Consider the following 20,293-nt stretch of genomic DNA (forward strand, 5'->3'; position numbering starts at 1 on the left):
AGCCGCCCGAAACCTACTCCTCGTCGGAATAGTCGCGGGAGCGCCGCCGGTCGCCGTAATCCCGCGGCGGACGGTCGTAATCGCGCGCCCGAGGATCGTAGCCGCGCGGCGCCGGATCGTAGTCGCGCCCGCGCGGCGCGGGCTCGTACTCGCGCCGGCGGTATCCGGTGTCGTAGTCGCGATCGCGGCGGTAGCCCGGCTCGTCGTCGCGGCGATATCCGCCACCGCCGCCCTGGCGCCGGTCGGCGAGGCGGGGTGCGTACCAGCAGCGCTTCTTCTGTCCCGGCACCGGGTCGCCGGCGAAGCTCTGGTTGTTGCAGGGAATTACCCCGCCCTGCGGGAAGGGCCGCCCGACGGTCCGGCCCGGCACGCCGTAATAGACGTTGGTCGGGTGGGGCATGCGGCAGACGCCCCCCTCCTCGGCGCAGGGCACGAGGTTCTGAAGGTCGAGCTGCGCCCGCGCGGCGACGGGGACCAGCCACGCAGACCCGAACACGGCAGCCGCCAATGCGGCGATTCCACAACGCACGATCCTCTCCCTCCGCACCGCTTCGTCACGCCTGGATAGCGTCACCGCAAAGCCCGCGTCCAATCGTCGGACGTAGAATTCCGTCGTGCGCGAGGCAACGGCCCGGCCGCCCGGATTCGGGCAGGCCCGATCACCTGCGCCGATCGTGCGCGGACCTGTGGCCGTTCGGTCACTGGCTCGTCTCGGCCGGCTCGCTCGCGCGGGCGCGCGCGGCCTCCTCCTCGGCCTTGCGCCGGGCCTCGAGGCGGGCCGCCTCGGCCTGCGCTGCGGCTTCGGCGCGCGCGATCTCGGCCTGGCGGCGGGCCTCCTCCTCGGCGCGCTGGCGCTGCAGGCGCGCCCACTCGGCCTCGGCGGCGGCGCGGAACCGGTCCATCTCCAGGCGGCTCTGACGCCGGGCCCGCTCGTTGCGGTCGGCCTCGAACGTCTCGATCTTGTCGAGCTCGCGCTGGAGCACCACGGCGGCGAGCACGGTGGTGAGCGGCGTCACGTCGAGGTCGCGCGCCGGGCGCGCGAGCGGGCCGGCGAGGGAGAGGCCGAGGGTCGGCGGCGGGGCGGTCCAGGCCCGCGGCGTCTCCTCGGCCGTGAAGGTGCCGCGGGCATCGAGCCGCAGCGTGCGCAGGTCCACCTGGACGAGGCCGTTCCAGGCGGAAGGGCCGGAGTCGAGGCCGAAGGTGCCGGTGCGCAGCACGCCCCCGACGAGGGCGGCCGGGACCGTCAGGGGGCCGGGGCTGCGCAGGGGACCGCGGCCGAATTCCTCGGCGACCACCTGTTCGACACGGCCAGAGCGCAGCGGGTCCTCCTCCGCGAGCAGCCGGTTGAGCGCACGCAGCACCGCCGCCGGATCGACCTCGCGCAGCGTGAGGTCGGCGAGCGCGATCTCGCCGCTGCCCGCGAGGTTGCCCACCAGGGCCGCCACGCTGTCGCCGGAGGCGCCGACGCGCAGGCGTCCCGAGAGACGCCCGCGCACCGCGTCTCCCCCGGTGAGGACGGGCAGGGCGAGATTCGCGAAGGTGCCCTCGGCCGAGACGGTGGCTTGGCCGCCCTGGCGGGCCAGGGTGGCGGTGCCGGCAAGCGTCCCGCCCGCGAGCGCGGCCGAAAAGCGGCGCAGGATCAGGCCTTCGCGGCCGAGTTCGAGGCCGAACCGGCCGGCTTCCGCCACGAGCCCGCGCCCGAGATCGATCTGCCGGGCCTCGATGTCGACGCTGCCGCGCAGCGCGATCTCGGGCGGAGGCCCGAGGCGTCCCGAAGGCCACGGCGCCGACCCGCCTGTCGCGGCGTCGAGCACCAGCGCGGAGGCGAGCCAGGGCAGGGAGAGCCGGTCGAACCGGGCCCGGCCCGCCACCGTGCCTTCCCCGGAGCGCAGGATGGCCGGAAACGACAGGGCGGCCTCGACGGCGCTGCCCGCGAGCGTTCCGGCGACCGCGAGGCGCGGCACCGTCTCCTGCGGCCCGACCTCGCGGCCGATGCCCAGCGTGAGGCGGGCCGGCACCGCCGCCGCCGGGAGCGCGTTGCGGCCGAGGAAGCCGGCCAGCGGGCGCAGATCCTGGGTCTCCACCGCGACCTCGCCGTCCCGCGGCAGCCCCTCGCCCGCCGCGAGCGCCAGGGGCCGGGTGGTGACGAGGCGCGCCCCCGCCAGATCGCCCGCCAGGGTCAGGGCGAGCGGGGCGCCGGCCTCGGAGCCGCGCTTCCCACTCACGCGCATCTGGGCCGGCTGCGCCAGGGCCGCGTCGTCCGGCCGGCCGAGCCAGAGGCCGGAGCGCACCCCGTCGAGACGGGCCTCCAGGCTGTCGATCCGCCCGGACGCGGTGACGAGGGAGAGGCCGAGCCGCCCGCCCGCGGCGCTGCCCCGCGCGTGGCTGCGCAGGCGCCCGGCCTCGACGGCGCCGGGATCGCGCTCCAGGGTCACGTCGAGGGAGAGCGGCCCCTCGCGCAGGAAGCTCGGCAGCAGCCGCGCCTCGGCGAGGGCCGCCTGCTCCAGGAGGTCGAGGAGCGGCCCGGCCGCCGGGGCCGTCACCCGGCCGGCGATGCGGCCGGAGCCGTCCGCCGCGATGCGCCCCGCGAGGCTCGCCTGCATGCCCGCAAGGCCGCGCACGTCGAGGCTGTCGATCCGCAGTGCCGCTCCCTCCGATTGCAGGCTCGCGGCAATCTCGCCCGTGCGCGGCCCGGTCGGGCCGTAGCGCAGGTCGCGCGCCCGCAGGACGAGGCCGACATCGTGGTCGTGCAGCGTGTCGAACACGCCGCGCAGGGGCGGCAGCTCCGCGATGTCGAGGCCGTCTGCAGCCACCTGGGCGTCCAGACGGGGGCGGGGCGCCTCGGGGCCGGCCGGGGTGTAGCGGGCGCTGCCCGACACCCGCGCCTCCCCGAGCGCGGCCCGGGCGTTGTGCAGCGACAAAACCGGCAGCGCCGCGGTCACGTCCGCCTCGGCCTCGAAGGGGCGGCCGTCGAGGAGGCGCAGCAGCGGGCTGCCGTAGCCGAAGCGGTCGAGGAGCCGCGCGAACCGGTCGGAGGCGGGCGCCTTGACGGCGAGATGGCCCGCGAAGCTGCCGGGGCCCGTGAAGTCGCCCGCGAGGGACAGGCGGGTGGCCCCGGGCGCGGTCGCCTCGACGCGGCGCAGGCTCAGCGCGCCGGAGGGCCGCAAGGTCGCCGATACGGCGATGTCGGACCACTCGCCGAGCGCGAAGGCGGCGCTCTCCACCGCCACGTCGAGGGCGACGGTGCCGGGCAGGGCGGGGCCGGCGGCCTCGAAGCCGCGGGCGAGGAGCGCCTGACCGGCCGGCCCGGCAAGGAAGGCGTCGAGGTCGAGGCGGCGCGCATCGAGGGTCAGCGCCGTGCGGAAGCCCGGCAGGTCGATGCTGCCCCGGCCGGAGAGCCGGAGCGGCGCGCCGCCGCCATCGATCTCCAGTGCGACCGTGTCGAAGGTGGCGAGCCGGCCGCGGGCCTTGAACGCCCCCTGGACCGAGAAGGGCAGCACGGCGCCGGCGCCTTGCGCCGGGGGGCCGACCACCAGCCGGGCGGTGCCGACCGCCTCCGGCATCAGGCCCCGGGCGGCATCGCCCGCGAGGGTGAGACGGGCGTCGATGTCGAGGCGCGGGACGGTGTCGCCGCCGGCCGTGACCTTGACGGGCAGCGCACCCTCGGCGGTGGGCGCGCCGGTGACGAGCCGGAACGGCATCGCGCCAGTGGTGCCCTCGACCCGCCAAGGTCCGGCAAGGCGCGGCGCGGCGAGCCGGACGTTCTCGGCCGTGAACTGGTCGGTGCGCCCGGTCGCCGGGACGGTGGTGGTGAAGAGGAACTGCGACACGCGCAGATCCTCGACCGCGAGGTCGCGGCCTTCGAGGGCGGCGGCGAACCCGGCCGGGAGCGTGGGCAGACCGGCCTCGGTGGCCGGCATCTTCACCTCGGCCCGGCCGATGCGGGTCTCGGTGAAGCGGATCTCGCCCGAGAGGAGGGGGGTGAGGGCGATCTCGGCCTTGACGAAGCGGGCGTCGAGCGAGGGCCTGTCGGGGCGGGCCTCGGCCAGCGTGAGGTGATCGACGCGCAGACGCGGGGAGGGGAGGAGCCGGATCTCGAGGCGGCCGTCGCTGCGGGCCTCGACCCCGAGGGAGCGGCTGAGCGCCGCGTCGACGGTCGCGCGGCGCGCCTCCCAGTCGATCAGGGGCGGGGCGACCAGCGCGGCGGCGAGGACGAGGATGACGAGGCCCGCCAGAGCGGTCAGGATGTCGCGCACCAGTCACACTCTTCCCGGCTCGCCCCGGGACGGGGCGTCGATCCCAGCACGGGCCGGCCGCCTGCCGGCCGTACCGTCTTGCCAGGGTTAGCATATCGCCGGTGGCGCCGAGTCCAAATCCGCGTGTGCCGCCACCGAACGCCCTGCGCGATGCCGGAATGCCACGCGGGCGCGAAGGTCGGTGCAAAAGGGTCAGCGCAAGGCTCAGCCGGCGCGCAGGCCGCCGAGCAGGAAGTCGATCATGCCGTCGATGGGGGGGGCGACGTCGCCCGGGCAGCGGACGATCAGCACGGGATGGCAGTAGCGCAGGATCGCGGTCTGGATGCAGCCCGCCGCGTGGGCCGGGTCGGCGACCCGGAACTCGCCCGCCGCCTTGCCCTCGGCGATCACCCGTGCCAGCACGGCGGTGATGCGCTCCACGTGGTGGCTGCAGACCTCCCAGCTCTCGGTCATGCCGGCCTCCACCATCTCGTGGATGCGCGGATGGGCGGTGATGCGCTCGATGCTGTCGCGGTGGAGCGCCAGGATGATCTCGCGCATGCGCTCCGAGGCGGAGAGCCCCGGGCGGTCGGCCACGCGGGAGATCAGGGTCTCGACCTCGCCGATCAGCCGCTCGACCACCGCCTCGTTGATGGATTTCTTGGAGTCGAAGAAACGGTAGACGTTCGCCGGGCTCATCCCGAGTGTCTTGGCGATGTCGGCGACGGTGGTCTTCTGGTAGCCGATCTCGCGGAAGAACCGCTCGGCGGTCGCCAGGATGCGGCAACGCGTCGGCGACGAGGAAACCTCGTCCTGCGTGAGGGATGGCGGCCCGGCGGTCATCCCCTCAGCCTATAGGGCGGATCGGCCAATCCGCGATAGCGCCGCGCGCTTGGCACGACGCCGTCAGGCCGCCGATTCGGGAGGAGGGATGCCCCTGGGTCACACCCCATCGGCCGCCTCCGTCAGGAGCCGAACTGAGAGCCGAGCTGTTCCAGATATTCGGCGAGGTCGAGCCCGCCCACGCGTGTCCCGTAATCGAAGCGCATGCCGGGGCGGATCGCGACGCTCTCGCGGCGGGTCGTCAGCGTGAACGGCTTGGTGCAGATCCAGCTTCCGTCGCGGCGGTGCTCGAAATAGTCCAGGATCTCGTGACGGCCCATCGTGTCCTCCGGAGTGTTGGAGGATTAACGTGGCTGTTGCCGAGAAGTTCATGCGGCGGTGCACCAATCCGGCCTTCCGTTGAGCTTGGCCGTTGCTTGCCAGCCAAACGTTCTCGTGAGGAGGTGTCCGGCGGCTTGCCGGCGGCGCGGCGGCGCGCGATCAAGGCCGACACGGCGTGCGGTCCGGCCGACCGGCCGTTCGCGGTGGATCGCCGCGATGGATCCCTTGGAGTGTCACCAATGCTGCTCGTCCGCCGGGATGCGCTCGCCCTGATCGGCAGCCTCATGGTGCTGCCGGCGCGGGCCACGACGGGTCCGCTGAGTTCCGCCACGGCCGCGGCCTTCGGCTTCGACCAGGCGGACGGGACCCGGCTCAACCTCGCAGCCTACGCGGGCAAGCCGCTTTTCGTGGTCAACACCGCCACGGCCTGCGGCTACGCTCCGCAATTCGCCGGCCTGCAGCAGGTCTGGACGCGCTTCGGCGACCGCGGCCTCACGGTCATCGCGGTGCCGTCCAGCGATTTCGGGCGTCAGGAGCCGCTCGACGGGCGGGCCATCGTGGAGGCGGTGCGCACGCAGCACGGCGTCACCTTCCCGGTGGTCGCCAAGACCGCGGTGAACGGGCCGAACGCGCACCCGTTCTACCGCTGGGCCGCCGCGGAGCGCCCGGCCGAGAAACCGACCTGGAACTTCCACAAGTATCTCGTCGGCCGCGACGGCCACATCGCCGCGACCTTCCCGTCCGCGGTCGAGCCCACCGACCCGCGGATCATCACCGCGATCGCCCGCGCGCTGGAGCCGCAGGCGGGCTGACCCGCCGGCTCAGGTCCTGCGGGCGGTGGCCCCGTGCACGAGCGCGAGCACGCCCGCGCGCAGCAGGTCGTACTTGCTCGGAAGCCCGGGGCCGGAGGGCAGGCGGCCCGCCGCGGCGAGCGTGGCGAGGCCGTGCGAGAGCGCCCAGACCTCCAGGGCGATGAAGCGCGGGTCGACCCCCGAGAACCCGTCCGGGAAGGTGGTGCGCAGGGCCTCGACGAGGAGCGAGAAGGCGTCCTGCTCGCGCGGGCGGGGCGGCTGATCGGCGCCGTCCGGCACGGGCGGGCGGGCCTCGAAGATCGCCGCGTAGTAGCCCGGCTCCTCCTCCGCGAAGGCGAGATAGGCCTCGCCCATGCGGGTGAAGCGCTCCAGCGGCGTGCCGGGGCCGCGCAGCGCCCGGCCGAGGCGCGCGGCGAGTTCGGCGAAGCCGCGCTCGGCCACCTCCTCCAGCAGCGCCTCGCGCCCGCGAAAGTGCCGGTAGAGCGCCGCCGGGGAGACGCCGACGAGGCGGGCGGCATCGACCAGCGTGAAGCCGCCGAGGCCGCGCTCGGCGATGAACCGGCGCGCCGCCTCGATCAGCGCCTCCTTGAGGTTGCCGTGGTGGTAGCTGCTTCGGTCGGAAGGCCGGCTGCGCCAGGGTCGCACCGTCGACGGTCTCCACGGGCTGAAGGGATAGGTTGCGCTCGATGAGCCCGGCTCCATACCGCATGTTGCCGGGCCGGAGACAAGATCGCGAGGAGTCAGCGGCGGCTGAGGCGGAAGGCCGGGTCGTGGTCGGGCCGCACCGTCACGGTGGCGACCGGCATCACCGGCCGGTCGCCGACGAGGACGAGCCGGTAGTCGCGGGCGAGGCGGGCGAGCACCAGGGTCGCCTCGGCCAGGGCGAGCTGCGCCCCGATGCAGCTCTGCGGCCCGGCCCCGAAGGGCAGGTAGACGTGGCGGTCGGGTTCCTGCCCCTCGCGCAGGAACCGCCCGGGCAGGAAGGCCTCGGGCCGCTCCCACCAGCGCGGGTTGCGGTGCATCACCCAGGTCGGGATCATCACGGTGGCGCCGGCCGGGATCGCGGCGCCGCAGACCTCGCTCGCCCGCACGGCCCGGCGCGCGATCATGTAGGCCGGCGGATAGAGCCGCAGCGTCTCCTGCACCACCGCCCGTGCGAGGCGCAGGACCGGCAGGGCCGCCGCCGCGCCGGCCTCGCCCAGGTCGAGGCCATCCGCCTCGTCGGCCAGCGCATCCTGCACGGCGGGCGCCCGCGCGAGCAGGGTCGCGGCCCAGAACAGCGTCGAGGCGGTGGTCTCGTGGCCCGCGACGATCATGGTGCCGACCTCGTCGGCCAGGAGCCCGTCCGGCGCCTCGCCATGCGCCGCGCTCAGGAGGTCGAACAGGTCGCGGGGGGCGCCCTCCGCCCCTTGCGCGCGCCGCGCCGCCACCACGGCGCGCACGAGGGCGAGCCAGCGGCGGCGGAACAGCGCCCGGCGCGGCCCGGCCGGCGTCGGCCAGCCGGGCGGCAGCAGGAAGTCCGCCACGGTCGGCCGGCCCAGGGTGCCAAGATAGCCCGACACCATCGCGCGGATGGCCACCTCGAACGGGCCGGCTTCGAGGGAGAACATCGAGGTGGCGGCGATGTCGAGGCTCAGGCGCTGCATCTCGGCATGCAGGTCGACCGGCTCGCCGAGCCCGGCATCGAGGCGCCGGCAGGCGGCCTCCGCGGCCCGGGCGATGTGCGGGGCCATCAGCGGCAGGTTGCGGGGCGTGAAGGCCGGGGCGAGCACGCGGCGCTGGCGTCGCCACGGCTCGCCCTCCGCCAGGACGAGGCCGCGGCCGGCGATCGGCCCGAGCACCCGCCGGGCGGCGGGCAGCCGCGCGAAGCTCTCGGCCCCGCCGATCAGCACCTGGCGCACCGCCTCCGGCCCGTTCAGCAGCACCACCCGCCCGCCGCCCGGCAGGCGCAGGCTCACGGCCGGCTCGCTGAGACAGGCGCGCGGGAAGGCGTCGAGGGTGTTGCGCCGGAAGGCGCGCAGCAGGCGCAGCCAGTCGACCCGCTCCGCGAGCGGGGGCATCGGCGGCACGTAGGGCCCGACCTCGCCCGATGCCGTCATCACGCCCGCCGCCATGTCCGCCATTCCCGTTCCGAAGCCAGGTTCAGAGCCACGAGCGCCCACGCTCCCCGGACGGGAGCCCGAGATGAGCTGCAAGCGTCGCGCCGACATCCGCGAAGGTCTCGCACCGGCCGATCGGCCCCGGCCGCACCTGCGGGCCGAGGCTCACGACCGGCACCTGCTCGCGGGTGTGGTCGGTGCCCGCGAAGGTCGGATCGTTGCCGTGGTCGGCGGTGATGACGCACAGATCCCCCGGCCCGAGCCGCGCGCGGATCTCGGGGATGCGGGCGTCGAAGCGTTCGAGCGCCGCCGCGTAGCCCGGCACGTCGCGGCGATGACCGTACTCGGTGTCGAAATCGACGAGGTTCACGAAGACGAGCCCGCCCTCGCCGAGGTCGCGGAAGGCGGCGAGCGCGGCGTCCAGGCAGGCGTCGTTGCCGGCGGCCTTCACGGCGCGCCCGGTGCCGCGATGCGCGAAGATGTCGGCGATCTTGCCGACGCTGACCACCGGCCGGCCGGCCGCCGCTGCTCGGTCGAGCAGGCTCGGGGCGGGGGGCGGCGTCGCGTAGTCGCGCCGGTTGGCGGTGCGCGCGAAGCCCCGCGCCGGGTCGCCCAGGAAGGGCCGGGCGATGACCCGGCCGATGCGGTAGGGATCGCACAGGCGCCGCGCCACCGCGCAGAGGGCGTAGAGCCGGTCCAGGCCGAAGGCCTCCTCGTGGGCGGCGATCTGGAAGACGCTGTCGACGGAGGTGTAGCAGATCGGCTTCCCGGAGCGGACGTGCTCGGCCCCGAGTTCCTCGATGATCGCGGTGCCGGCGGCGTGCCGGTCGCCGAGGAGGCCGGGCAGGCGGCCCTCGGCGATCAGCGCCTGCGTCAGGGCGGGCGGGAAGCTCGGCTCGGTCGCCGGGAAGCGTCCCCAGTCGAAATCGACCGGCACGCCCGCGATCTCCCAATGGCCCGACACCGTGTCCTTGCCGCGCGCGGTCTCGACCGCGTGGCCGTAGGCGCCGAGGACCGGGCCGGCCGGCGCGAGGCCGGGAGGCACCCGCCCCGTCGCCTCCCCGGCCGAAAGCCCGATCCCGAGCGCGGCGAGGTGGGGCAGGCGCAGCGGCCCCGAGCGCAGGCCGGCCCGGTCACCGTCGCGGCGGGCGCAGGCCTCGGCGATGTGACCGAGCGTGTCGGCACCGCCATCGCCGTAGGCGGCCGCGTCCGGCGCGCCGCCGATGCCGACGGAATCGAGCACGATCAGCAGGGCGCGGGTCACTCGCGCACCGCGCCGGCGGGAGCGGCCGCGAGATCGAAGGCGGCCGCGAACAGGGCGCGGGTGTAGGCGGTCCGGGGCGCCGTGAACAGGGTCTCGGCCTCGCCCTCCTCCACCACCTGCCCGTTCTGCATCACCATCACCCGGTTCGCCAGCGCCCGCACCACCTTGAGGTCGTGGCTGATGAACAGGTAGCCGAGGCCGCGCCGGCGCTGAAGCTCGCGCAGCAGGGCGACGATCTGGGCCTGCACCGACATGTCGAGGGCCGAGGTCGGCTCGTCGAGGACGACGAAGCGCGGGTCGAGGGCCATCGCCCGGGCGATGGCGATGCGCTGGCGCTGGCCGCCGGAGAATTCATGCGGGTAGCGGTCCATCGCCTCCGGATCGAGGCCGACATCGGCCAGCGCCCGCGCCACCACGGCGCGGCGCTCCGCCGGAGTGCGGGCGTTCCTCTGGACCAGCAGGCCCTCCTCGACGATCTCGGCCACCGACATGCGCGGCGAGAGCGAGCCGTAGGGATCCTGGAACACCACCTGCATCTCGCGGCGCAGCGGACGCATGGCCGCGGCCGAGAGGCCGTCGAGGCGGCGCCCCAGATAGACGATCGGCCCCTCCGACGCGGTGAGGCGCAGGAGCGCGAGGCCGAGCGTGGTCTTGCCCGAGCCGGATTCACCCACCACGCCGACGGTCTCGCCGGCCCGCACCCGCACCGAGACCCCGTCGACGGCCTTCAGGTGGCCGACCGTGCGCCGCAGGAAGCCCTGCCTGATCGGGAACCAGACCCGCACCGGGCCGGCCTCCACCAGCGTCTCTGCGCCGGCCGGCACCGGGTTGCCGCGGCCCTTCGGCTCGGCGGCGAGCAGGCGCCGGGTGTAGTCGTGCTGCGGGTCGGCGAAGATATCGGCGACCGGGCCGGATTCGACGATCCGCCCCTGCCACATCACGCAGACCCGGTCGGCCACGCGCCGCACCACCCCGAGATCGTGGGTGATGAACAGCATGGCCATGCCGAGCCGGGCCTTGAGGTCGGCGAGCAGGGCCAGGATCTGCGCCTGCACGGTGACGTCGAGCGCCGTGGTCGGCTCGTCGGCGATCAGGAGGTCGGGCTCGCAGGCGAGCGCCATCGCGATCATCACCCGCTGGCGCTGCCCGCCCGACAGTTCGTGCGGGTAGGCCGTCAGGCGCCGCTCGGCATCGCGGATGCCGACCAGGGTGAGCAGGTCGAGCGTGCGGGCGCGCGCCTCCCGCTCCCCCATCCCGCGGTGCAGCCGCAGCACCTCGCCGATCTGGTCGGCGATGCGGTGGAGCGGGTTGAGCGAGGTCATCGGCTCCTGGAAGACCATCGTGATGTCGGCGCCGCGCACGCGCCGCATCGCGGCCTCGCCGAGGCTCAGGAGGTCGCGGCCGCGAAACAGGATGCGTCCGCCCGGGTGGTGGGCCGCGCCATCGAGGAGGCGCAGCACCGAGAGCGCGGTGACGGACTTGCCCGAGCCCGATTCCCCCACCAGGGCCAGGGTCTCGCCCGGCTTGATTGCGAACGAGACGCGGTCGACCGCGCGGGTCTCGCGTCCGCCCTGCCGGAAGGCGACGGAGAGGTCTTCGACGGAGAGGAGCGCGGGAGTCATCGCCACAGGGTAACGCGGAAACGCTGAGCGTCGAGGCCGGCCCCAGCAGGCCGGACGACGGCGGCACCCTGCGCTACTCCGCGCCCGAATGCCAGCGGCGGGCGGCCGCCGCTCCCGCTACGCCCGCGTCTCCGCTGGCCGGTCCAGGCCTCGCAGCAGCGGCGTGATCCGCTGCAGCTCCTCCTTCAAGGCCTGGATCGGCTCCTCGCGCCCGCCGAGTGCGCAGACGATCTGCTCCCGCGCCGCTCCGATCCGCTCACGCAGGCCATGGCCGGCCTCCGTCAGTTCCAGCCGCAGCTGACGCTCGTTGGCCGGATCACGCCTGCGTCGCACGTAGCCGCCAGCCTCCAGCCGCTTGAGCAGCGGGGTCAGCGTCCCCGCGTCGAGCTGGAGACGCTGCCCGATCTCCTTGAGGTTCACGCCGTCCCGCTCCCACAGCACCAGAAGCACCAGATATTGCGGATAGGTGAGGCCGAACGGCTCCAGCAGCGGCTTGTAGGCCGCCGCGAAGGCATGAGCGGCCGCGTAGACGGCGAAGCAGACCTGGTTGTCGAGCCGCAATGCGCCGTCGGTCCCGTTCATGTGATGCTCGCCTCGTGGTTGCAGCCGGACCTGTGCGGTCCACCCTGTCGGTCGCACAAAAACAATTAGCGTGCAAGCTATCGGGTCGCCCTCACGCACGGGTTGGGCAGGGAAGCCTCCGTTCGGCGAAGGGCTCGGCCAAACGGCCTAGCCCGCCAAGATGGATTGAGCGCTAACCATTCGTGCTCTATTGCTTCCGCCACCAACGAACAAGCCGGGGGGCAGCCATGATCCGCACGCGTTCCATCACCGATCCCGGCCGCCGCTCGCAGACGGTCTCCGTGGGCCTTCTCGTCACCGTAGGCGGACTGGCCGCGTTGCTGGCCGGCCTCACCCTCGCTCCCGATCAGGCCATCTCCTCACCGGCACCCTCGGCCGGCATGAACCGGGCCGAGAGCCGAGCTCCCGCTTCGACCCCGGCGTCCGCGCCCGCAGCGGCCTCGCAGCGCACGAGCGGTGACGAGCCGCGCCGTGCGGTCCGGGTCGTCTATTCCGGCCCGATCACCCGCTGAGGAACGGGTTCGGCGGGGTCGGCCCCGGTTCACCGCCCTGAGCCGGCCCAAGGTGGAGGGGATCATGCTGAAGCTGGTATTCGCCTTGCGGCTGTTGGCCCTGATGGTGTTCGCGGCCGGTACGGGGCTGGTGGTGCTGACCCTCGGCCAGCTGGAACTGGCCGAAGCCTTCTCGACCTCGCCGTCCCTGCCCGCCACCAAGTCCACGCGCGCCGCCGCGCCGGCGGCGGACACGCGGCCCGTCACAAGCCCGACGGCGTCGAGTCCGGCCCGCGACCTGCAGGCTCCGGCGGCCGACGTCGCCGCCAGCCTTCCTGCCGAAGCAGCAAGTCCGCCGGCACCTCCGGCCGTAACCGCCGCATTCCTCGCGCCGGAGGCGGCGTCGCCACAGACCGGCGGAGTGGATCTGAACACCGCTTCGCTGGCGGAACTGAACGCGCTACGCGGCGCCGGCGCGATCGGGCGGGCCATCATCCGGGGCCGGCCGTACCGGTCGATCGACGAACTCATGAGCCGGCGCATCCTGAGCCGGGCGCGCTTCGAGCAGGTCAAGGGGCGGGTCAGCGTGCGCCTCTAGCCCGCGGGCCACCGCCGAGATCGGCCCGGCGACGACACGCCTGACGCTCCGGATCACGGCCGCGTCCCGCCTGCCGGCCGGCATCAATGACTCATCAGACAGCAGAGCGGGGCGCGCTGTAGAAGGGAGCGGGTCACCCCGCCGAATGCCCACTCGCGCAGCCGGCCGCGCCCGTAGGCCCCCAGCACGACGAGATCGACGCCCTCGCGGTGGGCGAGGCTCAGCAGCGGCTCGCTCTCGTCCTGCCCTCTCGCCCCGTGCAGGAGACGAACCCTCGCCCTGGCGCCGTGGCGCGCGAGATGTTCGGCGACGTCCGCGCCGCCCTCGTCGGCGGCATCCGGCCCGACCGTCGCCACCAGGACGGTCGCCGCCGACCGGCAGAGCGGAAGCGCCGCACTCACGGCGCGCCGGGCCTCGGGCGTGTCCTTCCAGGCGACGAGGATCCGCTCGGCCGCCAGCCGCGCGATGCCGGGCGGCGCGATGAGGACCGGGCGCCCGGCCTCCATCAGCACGCGGTCGGGCGGGACGCTGAGCAGGCCGCCGCCATCGGCCGGACCACGGCGCCCGACGACCACGAGGTCCGCGCCGCGGGCCTGCCGGATGAGGTGCTCCGCCGCGCTAGCGAGCGCCTGACGCCAGACCGTCGGCCGAAGCGGGCCGGCCTCGCGCGCGATCAGGGCCCGGATGCCGGCGAGGTCGGCGCCGAGCCGCTCCTCCTCGGCCGAGCGGATGTCGTCCTCGTGCTGCAACGCGGCGTGCATGCTGGGCACCGGCATCGGCCGGGCGGCGGCGGCCGTGAGGGTCGCGCCGAAGCGCCGCGCGAGAGCGCCCGCGAGCTGCACGCGATCGGCCGTGCCGGGGCCGTCATCCACCGAGACCAGGATGTTCGCGAAGTCCATGGCGGATCTCGGGTCCGGCCAGGCCCCGCGGCACGCAAGGGCAGGCCGTCGGGACGAGCGTCCGCCGGAACCATAGCGTGAATCCGTCCGGGTCGCTTCGGCGGCGGTGTCGCGCTATGGTCCGCGCCGACCAGAGCGGGGTGGCGAGAGCGAGGTGGAATGTCCGGGTTGGATTCGAGCGCACGGTCGCTGGCGGCGGCACACCTGACGGCCTGCGACCGGGAGCCGATCCATATCCTGGGCACCCTGCAGCCGCATGGCTTCCTCCTCGCCCTCGACGGGCCGGAACTGCGCGTGGTGCAGGCGAGCGCGAACGTCCCCGACCTCCCCGGCCGCCCGGCCGCCGAGATTCACGGCATGCCGCTGCGCCGTGCCGTCCCGGAGGTCTTCGACGCCGTCGCGGCCTACCGCGCGGCTGAGCCGGAGGGTGCGGGCGCCAGCCATCTCGGCAGTGTAACGCTCGACACGGTCGAGGGACTTCGATCCTACGATCTGGCGGCGCACCCGTCCGCCGGCCTCCTCGTGCTCGAATGCGAGGAGATCGCCAGCGAGGCCGCCTCGGCCCGGAGCCTCGACGCACTCTACCCGCGCCTGAGCGCCTTCGTGGAAGGGCTGCACGCAGCCGCCAGCGTGCCGGACCTCTGCGCCCTCCTGGCCCGGGACATCCGCCACATCACCGGCTTCGACCGGGCGCTCGTCTACCGGTTCGACCGGGACTGGCACGGCACCGTGGTGGCCGAGGACGGCAACGGCGTGCTGCCGTCCTACCTCGACCTGCGCTTCCCCGCCTCCGACATCCCGGCCCAGGCGCGCGAACTCTACCGGCGCAACCGGCTGCGCATCATCCCGGATGCCGGCTACGCCCCCGTGCCGATCCGGCCGACACTCACCCCCGCGACGGGCCAGCCGCTCGATCTCAGCCAGTCGATCCTGCGCAGCGTCTCGCCCGTGCATGTCGAGTACATGCGCAACATGGGCACGCAGGCCTCGATGTCGGTCTCGATCCTGGTGGACGGGGCGCTCTGGGGCCTGATCTCCTGCCACAACAAGGCGCCGCGGCGCGTCCCCCTGCAGGCGCGCAACGCCTGCGACTTCCTGACCCGGATCTTCGCCCTGCAGCTCGCGGCCATGGAGGGCCGGGCGGCGGCCGAGCAGCGCATCCGGCTCGGCGCAATCCAGGCGCGCCTGCTCGGGTACATGGCCGAGGAGGAGCAGTTCATCGACGGCCTGCTGCACCACCCGGAGGACGTCCTGGCGCTCGCCGATGCCGCCGGGGCCGCCGTGGTGACGGCCGAGCGCTGCGAGCTGCTCGGCCGCACCCCGTCCGCCGACGAGGTGCGGGGCCTCCACGCGTGGCTGTCGCGGCATCGGTCCAAGGACCGGGTCTTCGTCACCGACGCCCTCGGCGAGGCCTATCCGCCCGCCGCCGCCTTCGCCGACCGCGCCAGCGGCGTGCTGGCCATCTCGATCTCGCAGAAATACCCGAGCTACGTGCTCTGGTTCCGGCCCGAGGTCGTGCAGACCGTGAGGTGGGGCGGCAATCCGAACAAGGCGGCGACCCCGGACCCGGCCGCGGGCGGCGACCGGCTGCATCCGCGCAAGTCGTTCGAGATCTGGAAGGAGACGGTGCAGGGCCGTGCGCTGCCCTGGTCCGAGGCCGAGATCGGCGCCGCCAAGGATCTGCGCGCGGCGGTCCTCGGCATCGTGCTGCGCCGCGCCGAGGAACTCGCGGCGCTCAGCGAGGAGCTGCAGCGCTCGAATAAGGAGCTGGAGGCGTTCTCCTACTCGGTGAGCCACGACCTCCGGGCGCCGTTCCGCCACATCGTCGGCTATTCGGAGCTGCTGCGCTCACGCGAGACCGACCGCCTGACCGACAAGGGACGGCACTACGTCGACACCATCGCCGAGGCGGCCTTGTCCGCCGGCCGGCTCGTCGACAACCTGCTCGCCTTCTCGCAGATGGGCCGGAACTCGCTCAACCGGGTCACCGGCGACATGACCCTGCTGGTCGAGGAGGTGCGCCGCAAGATGATGCGGGACCTGCCGCCCGAGCGCGTCATCCGCTGGCAGATCGGCCCGCTCGGCCGGGTCTATGCCGACCCGGTCATGCTGCGGCTGGCGATCGAGAACCTGCTCTCGAACGCCGTCAAGTACACGCGCGACAAGTCCGAGGCCATGATCGAGGTGGGACGGGCGCCGGACCGCGACGGGGAGGCCGCGTTCTTCGTGCGCGACAACGGAGTGGGCTTCGACATGTCCTATGTCGGCAAGCTGTTCGGCGTCTTCCAGCGCCTGCACCGGGTCGAGGAGTTCGAGGGCACCGGGATCGGGCTCGCCAACGTCCGTCGCATCGTCGAGCGCCACGGCGGCCGCACCTGGGCCGAAGGCAGCCTCGGGGCCGGCGCGACCTTCCATTTCACGCTGCCGCTGCGCGAAGGAGGGCGCTGACATGGCCGACCTGAAGCCGATCCTCCTCGTCGAGGACAACCCGAACGACATCGAACTGACGCTGGCCGCGCTGGAGCAGAGCCAGCTCGCGAACGAGATCGTGATCTGCCGCGACGGCGCCGAGGCGCTCGACTACCTGTTTCGGCGCGGTAGCTACGACCGCAGCGACGTGCTCGACCCGGCCGTGGTGCTGCTCGACCTCAAGCTGCCGAAGGTCGACGGGCTCGAAGTGCTCGCCGCGGCGAAGCGAGATCCGCGGACCCGGGCCATTCCGGTCGTGATGCTGACCTCCTCGCGCGAGGAGACCGATCTCGTCCGCTCGTACGAACTCGGGGTGAACGCCTTCGTGGTGAAGCCGGTCGGGTTCAAGGAGTTCTTCGCGGCCATCCAGGACCTGGGAGTGTTCTGGGCCGTGCTGAACGAACCGCCGCCGCACAGGGGAGGCTGGCCATCGAACAGCTGACGGACGGCTCTCCCGACGACGCGGCCGCGCCGCTGCGCATCCTGCTGCTCGAAGACAGCGACCTCGATGCGGAACTCCTCGCGGCCGTCCTCGACGATGCGGGCTCCCCCTACCGCCTCGAACGGGTGATGACCCGCGAGGCCTTCGCCGCCGCGGCGGGCGAGCGCCGCCACGACCTGATCCTGGCCGATTACGTCCTGCCGACCTTCGACGGCCTGAGCGCGCTCGCGCACGCCCGCGCCCATTGCCCCGAGGTCCCGTTCGTCTTCGTTTCGGGTACGCTCGGCGAGGAGGTCGCGGTCGAGGCGCTCAAGAACGGGGCGACCGACTACGTCACCAAGCAGCGCCTCGACCGGCTGCCGCGGGTCATCGTCCGGGCGCGCGCCGAGGCCCGGGCCCATGCCGAGCGGCGGTTCATGGAACAGGCCCTGCGGCAGCTGAACGACACGCTCGAAGCGCGGGTCGCGGAGCGCACCCGGGAGCTCTTCGAGGCCAATGCGGCGCTGCAACAACAGATCGTCGAGCGCGAGCGCGTCGAGGAGGCTCTGCGGCAGGCCCAGCGCCTGGAGGCCGTCGGGCAACTCACCAGCGGCGTGGCCCACGACTTCAACAACCTGCTCACCGTCATCGCCGGCAATATCGAGTTCCTCGAACGGGCGGTCTCGGACGAGCGGTCCCGGCGCCGGCTCGACACGATGCGCGGCGCCACCGAGCGCGGCGCCCGGCTGACCGCGCAATTGCTGGCCTTCTCCCGCCGGCAGCGGCTGGAGCCGGTGCCCGTCCAGCTGAACCGGACGGTCGCCTCGATGCGCGACCTGCTGCAGAGCTCCATCGGCGGTGCGGTCCGCATCGAGATGACGCTGCAGCCGGACCTGTGGCCCGCCCTCGTGGACGCCACGCAGATCGAGCTCATCATCCTCAACCTCGCGATCAACGCCCGGGACGCGATGGCGGTCGGCGGCTGCCTGACCATCGAGACCGCGAATGTGCGCCTCACCGACCGCCCGGCGCGGGCCGAGGAGCCGCTGCCGGGCGACTACGCCATGGTGGCGGTGAGCGACACCGGCACCGGCATCCTGCCGGACGTGCTGAAGCGCGTGTTCGAGCCGTTCTTCACCACGAAGGAGATCGGCAAGGGCTCTGGGCTGGGGCTCGCGCAGGTCTACGGCTTCGCCAAGCAGTCGGGCGGCGGGATCCGCATCGACACCGAGGTCGGCGAGGGCACCACGGTGCGGGTCTACCTGCCGCGGGTCGCCGCCGAGCTTCCCACCTGGGAGCCCAGGCGCAGCGAGGCCGATTGCCCCTCCGTCCGCCAGCCGGGCGACAGGCCGGTACTCCTCGTCGTCGACGATGACGGCGCCGTCCGGGAGATCACCGTCACCAAGCTCGCCGAGGCGGATTACGAGGTGCGCGAGGTGGGCTCCGGTCTCGCGGCCATCCACACCCTGGAACACGACCCCTGTTTCGACCTCGTGATCGTCGACTTCGCGATGCCCGGCATGAACGGCGTGGACGTCGCCGCCGAGATCGGGCGGCGCTGGCCGTCCATCCCGGTGATGTTCGTGACCGGGTACGCCGACCAGAGCGCTCTCACCCGGGAGGGCATCGGTGAGGATCGCATCGTGCAGAAGCCGTTCCTGGATGGCGAACTCGAACGCAAGGTCGCGCTGACTCTCGCGACGTGGTCCGCGACGGGCCTGAGGCTGGTGTCGAGCCGGTGAGCCGCCGGCTGTCCGGGAGGGCAGGGGAGGAGCGCCGCGCGACGCCGGTCGGCAGGGCCGACGGCGTCAGCGGCGGGGCGGTTCCGGGATGTGCCCAGCGATGCCGCGAGGGGCGCGCGATCGGACATCGCGTCTCACGCCCCCGGTCGTAACGGAGCGCATGAACGCGAGGCCGTTCAGTTTCGTGTAGATCGTCCGCAACGACAGATAGGCCGTCACGGGCATGTGCCGCAGCAGGCGGGAGCGCCGGGCGAGCAGGAGCGTGAAGAAGGTCGGCGCATCGTAGCGGATGGTGCGGGGCAGGTTCTCGAACCACGCCGCGCTCAGGCGCGCGTCGCGTTGCACGCGCGCCAGCGCGCGCCGACGTCGCATACCGAAGGTCTCCAGGGCGGCCGGAAGGGTGTCGTGCTCGCTCAAGGCCGCGGCGAGTGCGATCGCGTCGTCGATGGCGAGGCGCGTCCCCGAACCGATCGTGAAATGCGTCGTGTGCGCGGCATCGCCGATCAGAACGAGCCTGTCGGCATGCCAGGATCGGTTGGACAGCGTGCGGAAGCTCATCCAGGGAAGGGTCTCGCTGCGGTCTTCGCGGCTGACCAGCCCGTGCCCGCCGAGATGCGTGGCGAAGATGGCTTCCAGCGCCCGCATCTGATCCTGCGCGGGCATCGCCCCGAAGCCGAGACCGCTCCATGTCTCCGGCGCACATTCCACGATGAACGTGCTCATGCCGTCCTTGAAGGAATAGGCGTGACACCAGATCCAGCCGGCCTTCGTGCGAACGAAGCCGAAGGTGAAGGATGGGAACGGTCGGGTCGTGGCCAGCCAGACGTACCGGTTGCGGCCGGCCTCGATCCGCGGCCGGAACCGATCCGCGCGGTGCCGGCGCAACCGACTGGCGACGCCGTCCGCAGCCACGATCAGGTCGGCATCGGAGACCTGCCCGATCGTGCTGACCTCGCTCTCGAATCGGATCTCCACCCCCAGCGCGAGCGCGCGCTCGGTCAGGATCTCCAGCAACCGCCGACGACAGATGCCGTAGCCGCCGCCGGCGTGATGAAGCGGCGTCGAGCCCTCGACGTCGACCGTCTGCCCGGACCAGCGGATCGCCTGATCCGCGATCGCCTGCGCGCTCTCCGGATCGTTGGCGCGCAGGCTGGCGAGGAGATCGTCCCAGAAGACGACGCCCCAGCCATGTGTCCTTCCGACGGGATTGCGTTCGTGGACGACGATCTCGTGATGGGGATTGCGCCGCTTCATCACGATCGCGAAGTACAATCCGGCGGGTCCCCCGCCGACACACGCGATCCGCATCGAGACTCTCCGTTCCGTCCGACGTCGCTACGTCATCGCGCCGGGCGATCCTGCCGTGCCGGCCGCATGCCGATGACGGGCGGCGAGAGTGTGGAGGGAAGCGACCACAATCGCAGCTTGAATTCCGGAGTGTGGCCGTACCCACAAGGAGCATTGTCCTACCTGATCGATCGGTCGCGGGCTGTGCGCCGGGGTCGGGCCTTGGATCGGGGCCTCTCATCGGGCCTCGCCCGAGGGGTGCCACGGCACGTGGCCAGCACGATTACGTCTCTTCAAGCCGGTCAGGGCCGGGCGACCCGCGCGAACGTGTGAATCGGCCGATCGGGAGCCGCGTATGGTGCGGCCCGCCGCATACCCCCTTTGAACGCTACTGCGTATGACTTACCCCTTTAGAGGTTTTTGTTTTTGTCGCCTGTTCAATATGATTGATTTTCAATACGGTTGAAGAGTCTGGATCTGCGTATTCTGATGATGCAAATAGACGCTAAATCTTAGCAGTACACTGCCGTTCTTAGGCGGCGGTGGCTCAGCGGACGGGCGCCGGCAACCAGAGACACCGCACGGGCTGAGGAATGCAAGGGAGGTGC

Annotated in this window: 17 protein-coding genes; 6 read left to right on the plus strand and 11 right to left on the minus strand. The window is 73.0% G+C overall.

Annotated elements, in window-relative coordinates; genetic code table 11:
- Positions 1 to 13: 13 nt before the first annotated feature.
- The 4 genes from MFF61_RS25305 to MFF61_RS25320 form a co-directional block, all read right to left on the minus strand.
- The gene (locus MFF61_RS25305) at positions 14 to 496 is read right to left on the minus strand and encodes a hypothetical protein (RefSeq protein ID WP_238240416.1); all 483 of its coding nucleotides are present in this window, start codon (positions 494 to 496) and stop codon (positions 14 to 16) included.
- Between the two features lie 202 nt (positions 497 to 698).
- A complete protein-coding gene (locus MFF61_RS25310) occupies positions 699 to 4,256 on the minus strand; it encodes a hypothetical protein (protein ID WP_238240419.1) in 3,558 nt (1,185 codons plus the stop codon).
- Positions 4,257 to 4,460: 204 nt separating this feature from the next.
- Positions 4,461 to 5,078, minus strand: a complete 618-nt coding sequence (locus MFF61_RS25315; RefSeq protein ID WP_238240420.1) for a TetR/AcrR family transcriptional regulator — start codon at positions 5,076 to 5,078, stop codon at positions 4,461 to 4,463.
- A gap of 122 nt (positions 5,079 to 5,200) precedes the next feature.
- Complete coding sequence (locus MFF61_RS25320) at positions 5,201 to 5,398, minus strand: hypothetical protein (protein ID WP_238240421.1); 198 nt, start codon at positions 5,396 to 5,398, stop codon at positions 5,201 to 5,203.
- Between the two features lie 240 nt (positions 5,399 to 5,638).
- On the opposite strand from MFF61_RS25320, the gene MFF61_RS25325 reads away from it, so the two are divergent.
- A complete protein-coding gene (locus MFF61_RS25325) occupies positions 5,639 to 6,211 on the plus strand; it encodes a glutathione peroxidase (RefSeq protein ID WP_238240422.1) in 573 nt (190 codons plus the stop codon).
- Positions 6,212 to 6,220: 9 nt separating this feature from the next.
- Here MFF61_RS25325 and MFF61_RS25330 read toward each other — a convergent pair whose 3' ends face one another.
- The 5 genes from MFF61_RS25330 to MFF61_RS25350 all read right to left on the minus strand — a co-directional run bounded on the left by MFF61_RS25330 (position 6,221) and on the right by MFF61_RS25350 (position 11,778).
- On the minus strand, positions 6,221 to 6,856 hold the full coding sequence (locus MFF61_RS25330; RefSeq protein ID WP_238240423.1) for a TetR/AcrR family transcriptional regulator: 636 nt from the start codon (positions 6,854 to 6,856) through the stop codon (positions 6,221 to 6,223).
- Positions 6,857 to 6,951: 95 nt separating this feature from the next.
- Positions 6,952 to 8,334, minus strand: coding sequence for a cytochrome P450 (locus tag MFF61_RS25335; RefSeq protein WP_238240425.1), 1,383 nt, complete (start codon positions 8,332 to 8,334; stop codon positions 6,952 to 6,954).
- Between the two features lie 19 nt (positions 8,335 to 8,353).
- A complete protein-coding gene (locus MFF61_RS25340; protein WP_238240426.1) occupies positions 8,354 to 9,574 on the minus strand; it encodes a phosphopentomutase in 1,221 nt (406 codons plus the stop codon).
- Positions 9,571 to 11,196 (minus strand): ABC transporter ATP-binding protein, encoded by a 1,626-nt coding sequence (locus tag MFF61_RS25345; RefSeq protein WP_238240507.1) that lies wholly within the window; start codon positions 11,194 to 11,196, stop codon positions 9,571 to 9,573. Before MFF61_RS25345 ends, MFF61_RS25340 begins: the two co-directional genes overlap by 4 nt.
- A gap of 117 nt (positions 11,197 to 11,313) precedes the next feature.
- Positions 11,314 to 11,778 carry a MarR family winged helix-turn-helix transcriptional regulator gene (locus MFF61_RS25350; protein WP_238240427.1) on the minus strand — a complete coding sequence of 155 codons (465 nt, stop codon included), beginning with the start codon at positions 11,776 to 11,778 and terminating at the stop codon, positions 11,314 to 11,316.
- 227 nt (positions 11,779 to 12,005) lie between these two features.
- Between MFF61_RS25350 and MFF61_RS25355 the strand changes: the two genes are divergently transcribed.
- Together MFF61_RS25355 and MFF61_RS25360 are read left to right on the plus strand one after the other, a co-directional pair.
- Positions 12,006 to 12,290 carry a hypothetical protein gene (locus MFF61_RS25355; RefSeq protein WP_238240428.1) on the plus strand — a complete coding sequence of 95 codons (285 nt, stop codon included), beginning with the start codon at positions 12,006 to 12,008 and terminating at the stop codon, positions 12,288 to 12,290.
- A 64-nt stretch (positions 12,291 to 12,354) separates the two neighbouring features.
- Entirely contained in the window at positions 12,355 to 12,867 is a 513-nt protein-coding gene (locus MFF61_RS25360) for a ComEA family DNA-binding protein (RefSeq protein ID WP_238240429.1), read from the plus strand.
- An 83-nt stretch (positions 12,868 to 12,950) separates the two neighbouring features.
- On the opposite strand, the gene MFF61_RS25365 is transcribed toward MFF61_RS25360, so the two are convergent.
- Positions 12,951 to 13,766 (minus strand): universal stress protein, encoded by an 816-nt coding sequence (locus tag MFF61_RS25365; RefSeq protein ID WP_238240430.1) that lies wholly within the window; start codon positions 13,764 to 13,766, stop codon positions 12,951 to 12,953.
- A gap of 159 nt (positions 13,767 to 13,925) precedes the next feature.
- On the opposite strand from MFF61_RS25365, the gene MFF61_RS25370 reads away from it, so the two are divergent.
- From MFF61_RS25370 to MFF61_RS25380, 3 genes are read left to right on the plus strand one after another with little or no spacing between them, the layout of a single operon-like run.
- The gene (locus MFF61_RS25370; RefSeq protein WP_238240432.1) at positions 13,926 to 16,214 is read left to right on the plus strand and encodes an ATP-binding protein; all 2,289 of its coding nucleotides are present in this window, start codon (positions 13,926 to 13,928) and stop codon (positions 16,212 to 16,214) included.
- 1 nt (position 16,215) lies between these two features.
- Positions 16,216 to 16,677 carry a response regulator gene (locus MFF61_RS25375; protein WP_238240434.1) on the plus strand — a complete coding sequence of 154 codons (462 nt, stop codon included), beginning with the start codon at positions 16,216 to 16,218 and terminating at the stop codon, positions 16,675 to 16,677.
- The gene (locus tag MFF61_RS25380) at positions 16,659 to 18,398 is read left to right on the plus strand and encodes a hybrid sensor histidine kinase/response regulator (RefSeq protein WP_238240509.1); all 1,740 of its coding nucleotides are present in this window, start codon (positions 16,659 to 16,661) and stop codon (positions 18,396 to 18,398) included. Before MFF61_RS25375 ends, MFF61_RS25380 begins: the two co-directional genes overlap by 19 nt.
- 66 nt (positions 18,399 to 18,464) lie before the next feature.
- On the opposite strand, the gene MFF61_RS25385 is transcribed toward MFF61_RS25380, so the two are convergent.
- Positions 18,465 to 19,706, minus strand: coding sequence for an FAD-dependent monooxygenase (locus MFF61_RS25385; protein ID WP_238240436.1), 1,242 nt, complete (start codon positions 19,704 to 19,706; stop codon positions 18,465 to 18,467).
- Between the last annotated feature and the right edge of the window lie 587 nt (positions 19,707 to 20,293).

Source organism: Methylobacterium isbiliense (genome assembly GCF_022179325.1).
Classification (GTDB): Bacteria; Pseudomonadota; Alphaproteobacteria; order Rhizobiales; family Beijerinckiaceae; genus Methylobacterium; species Methylobacterium isbiliense.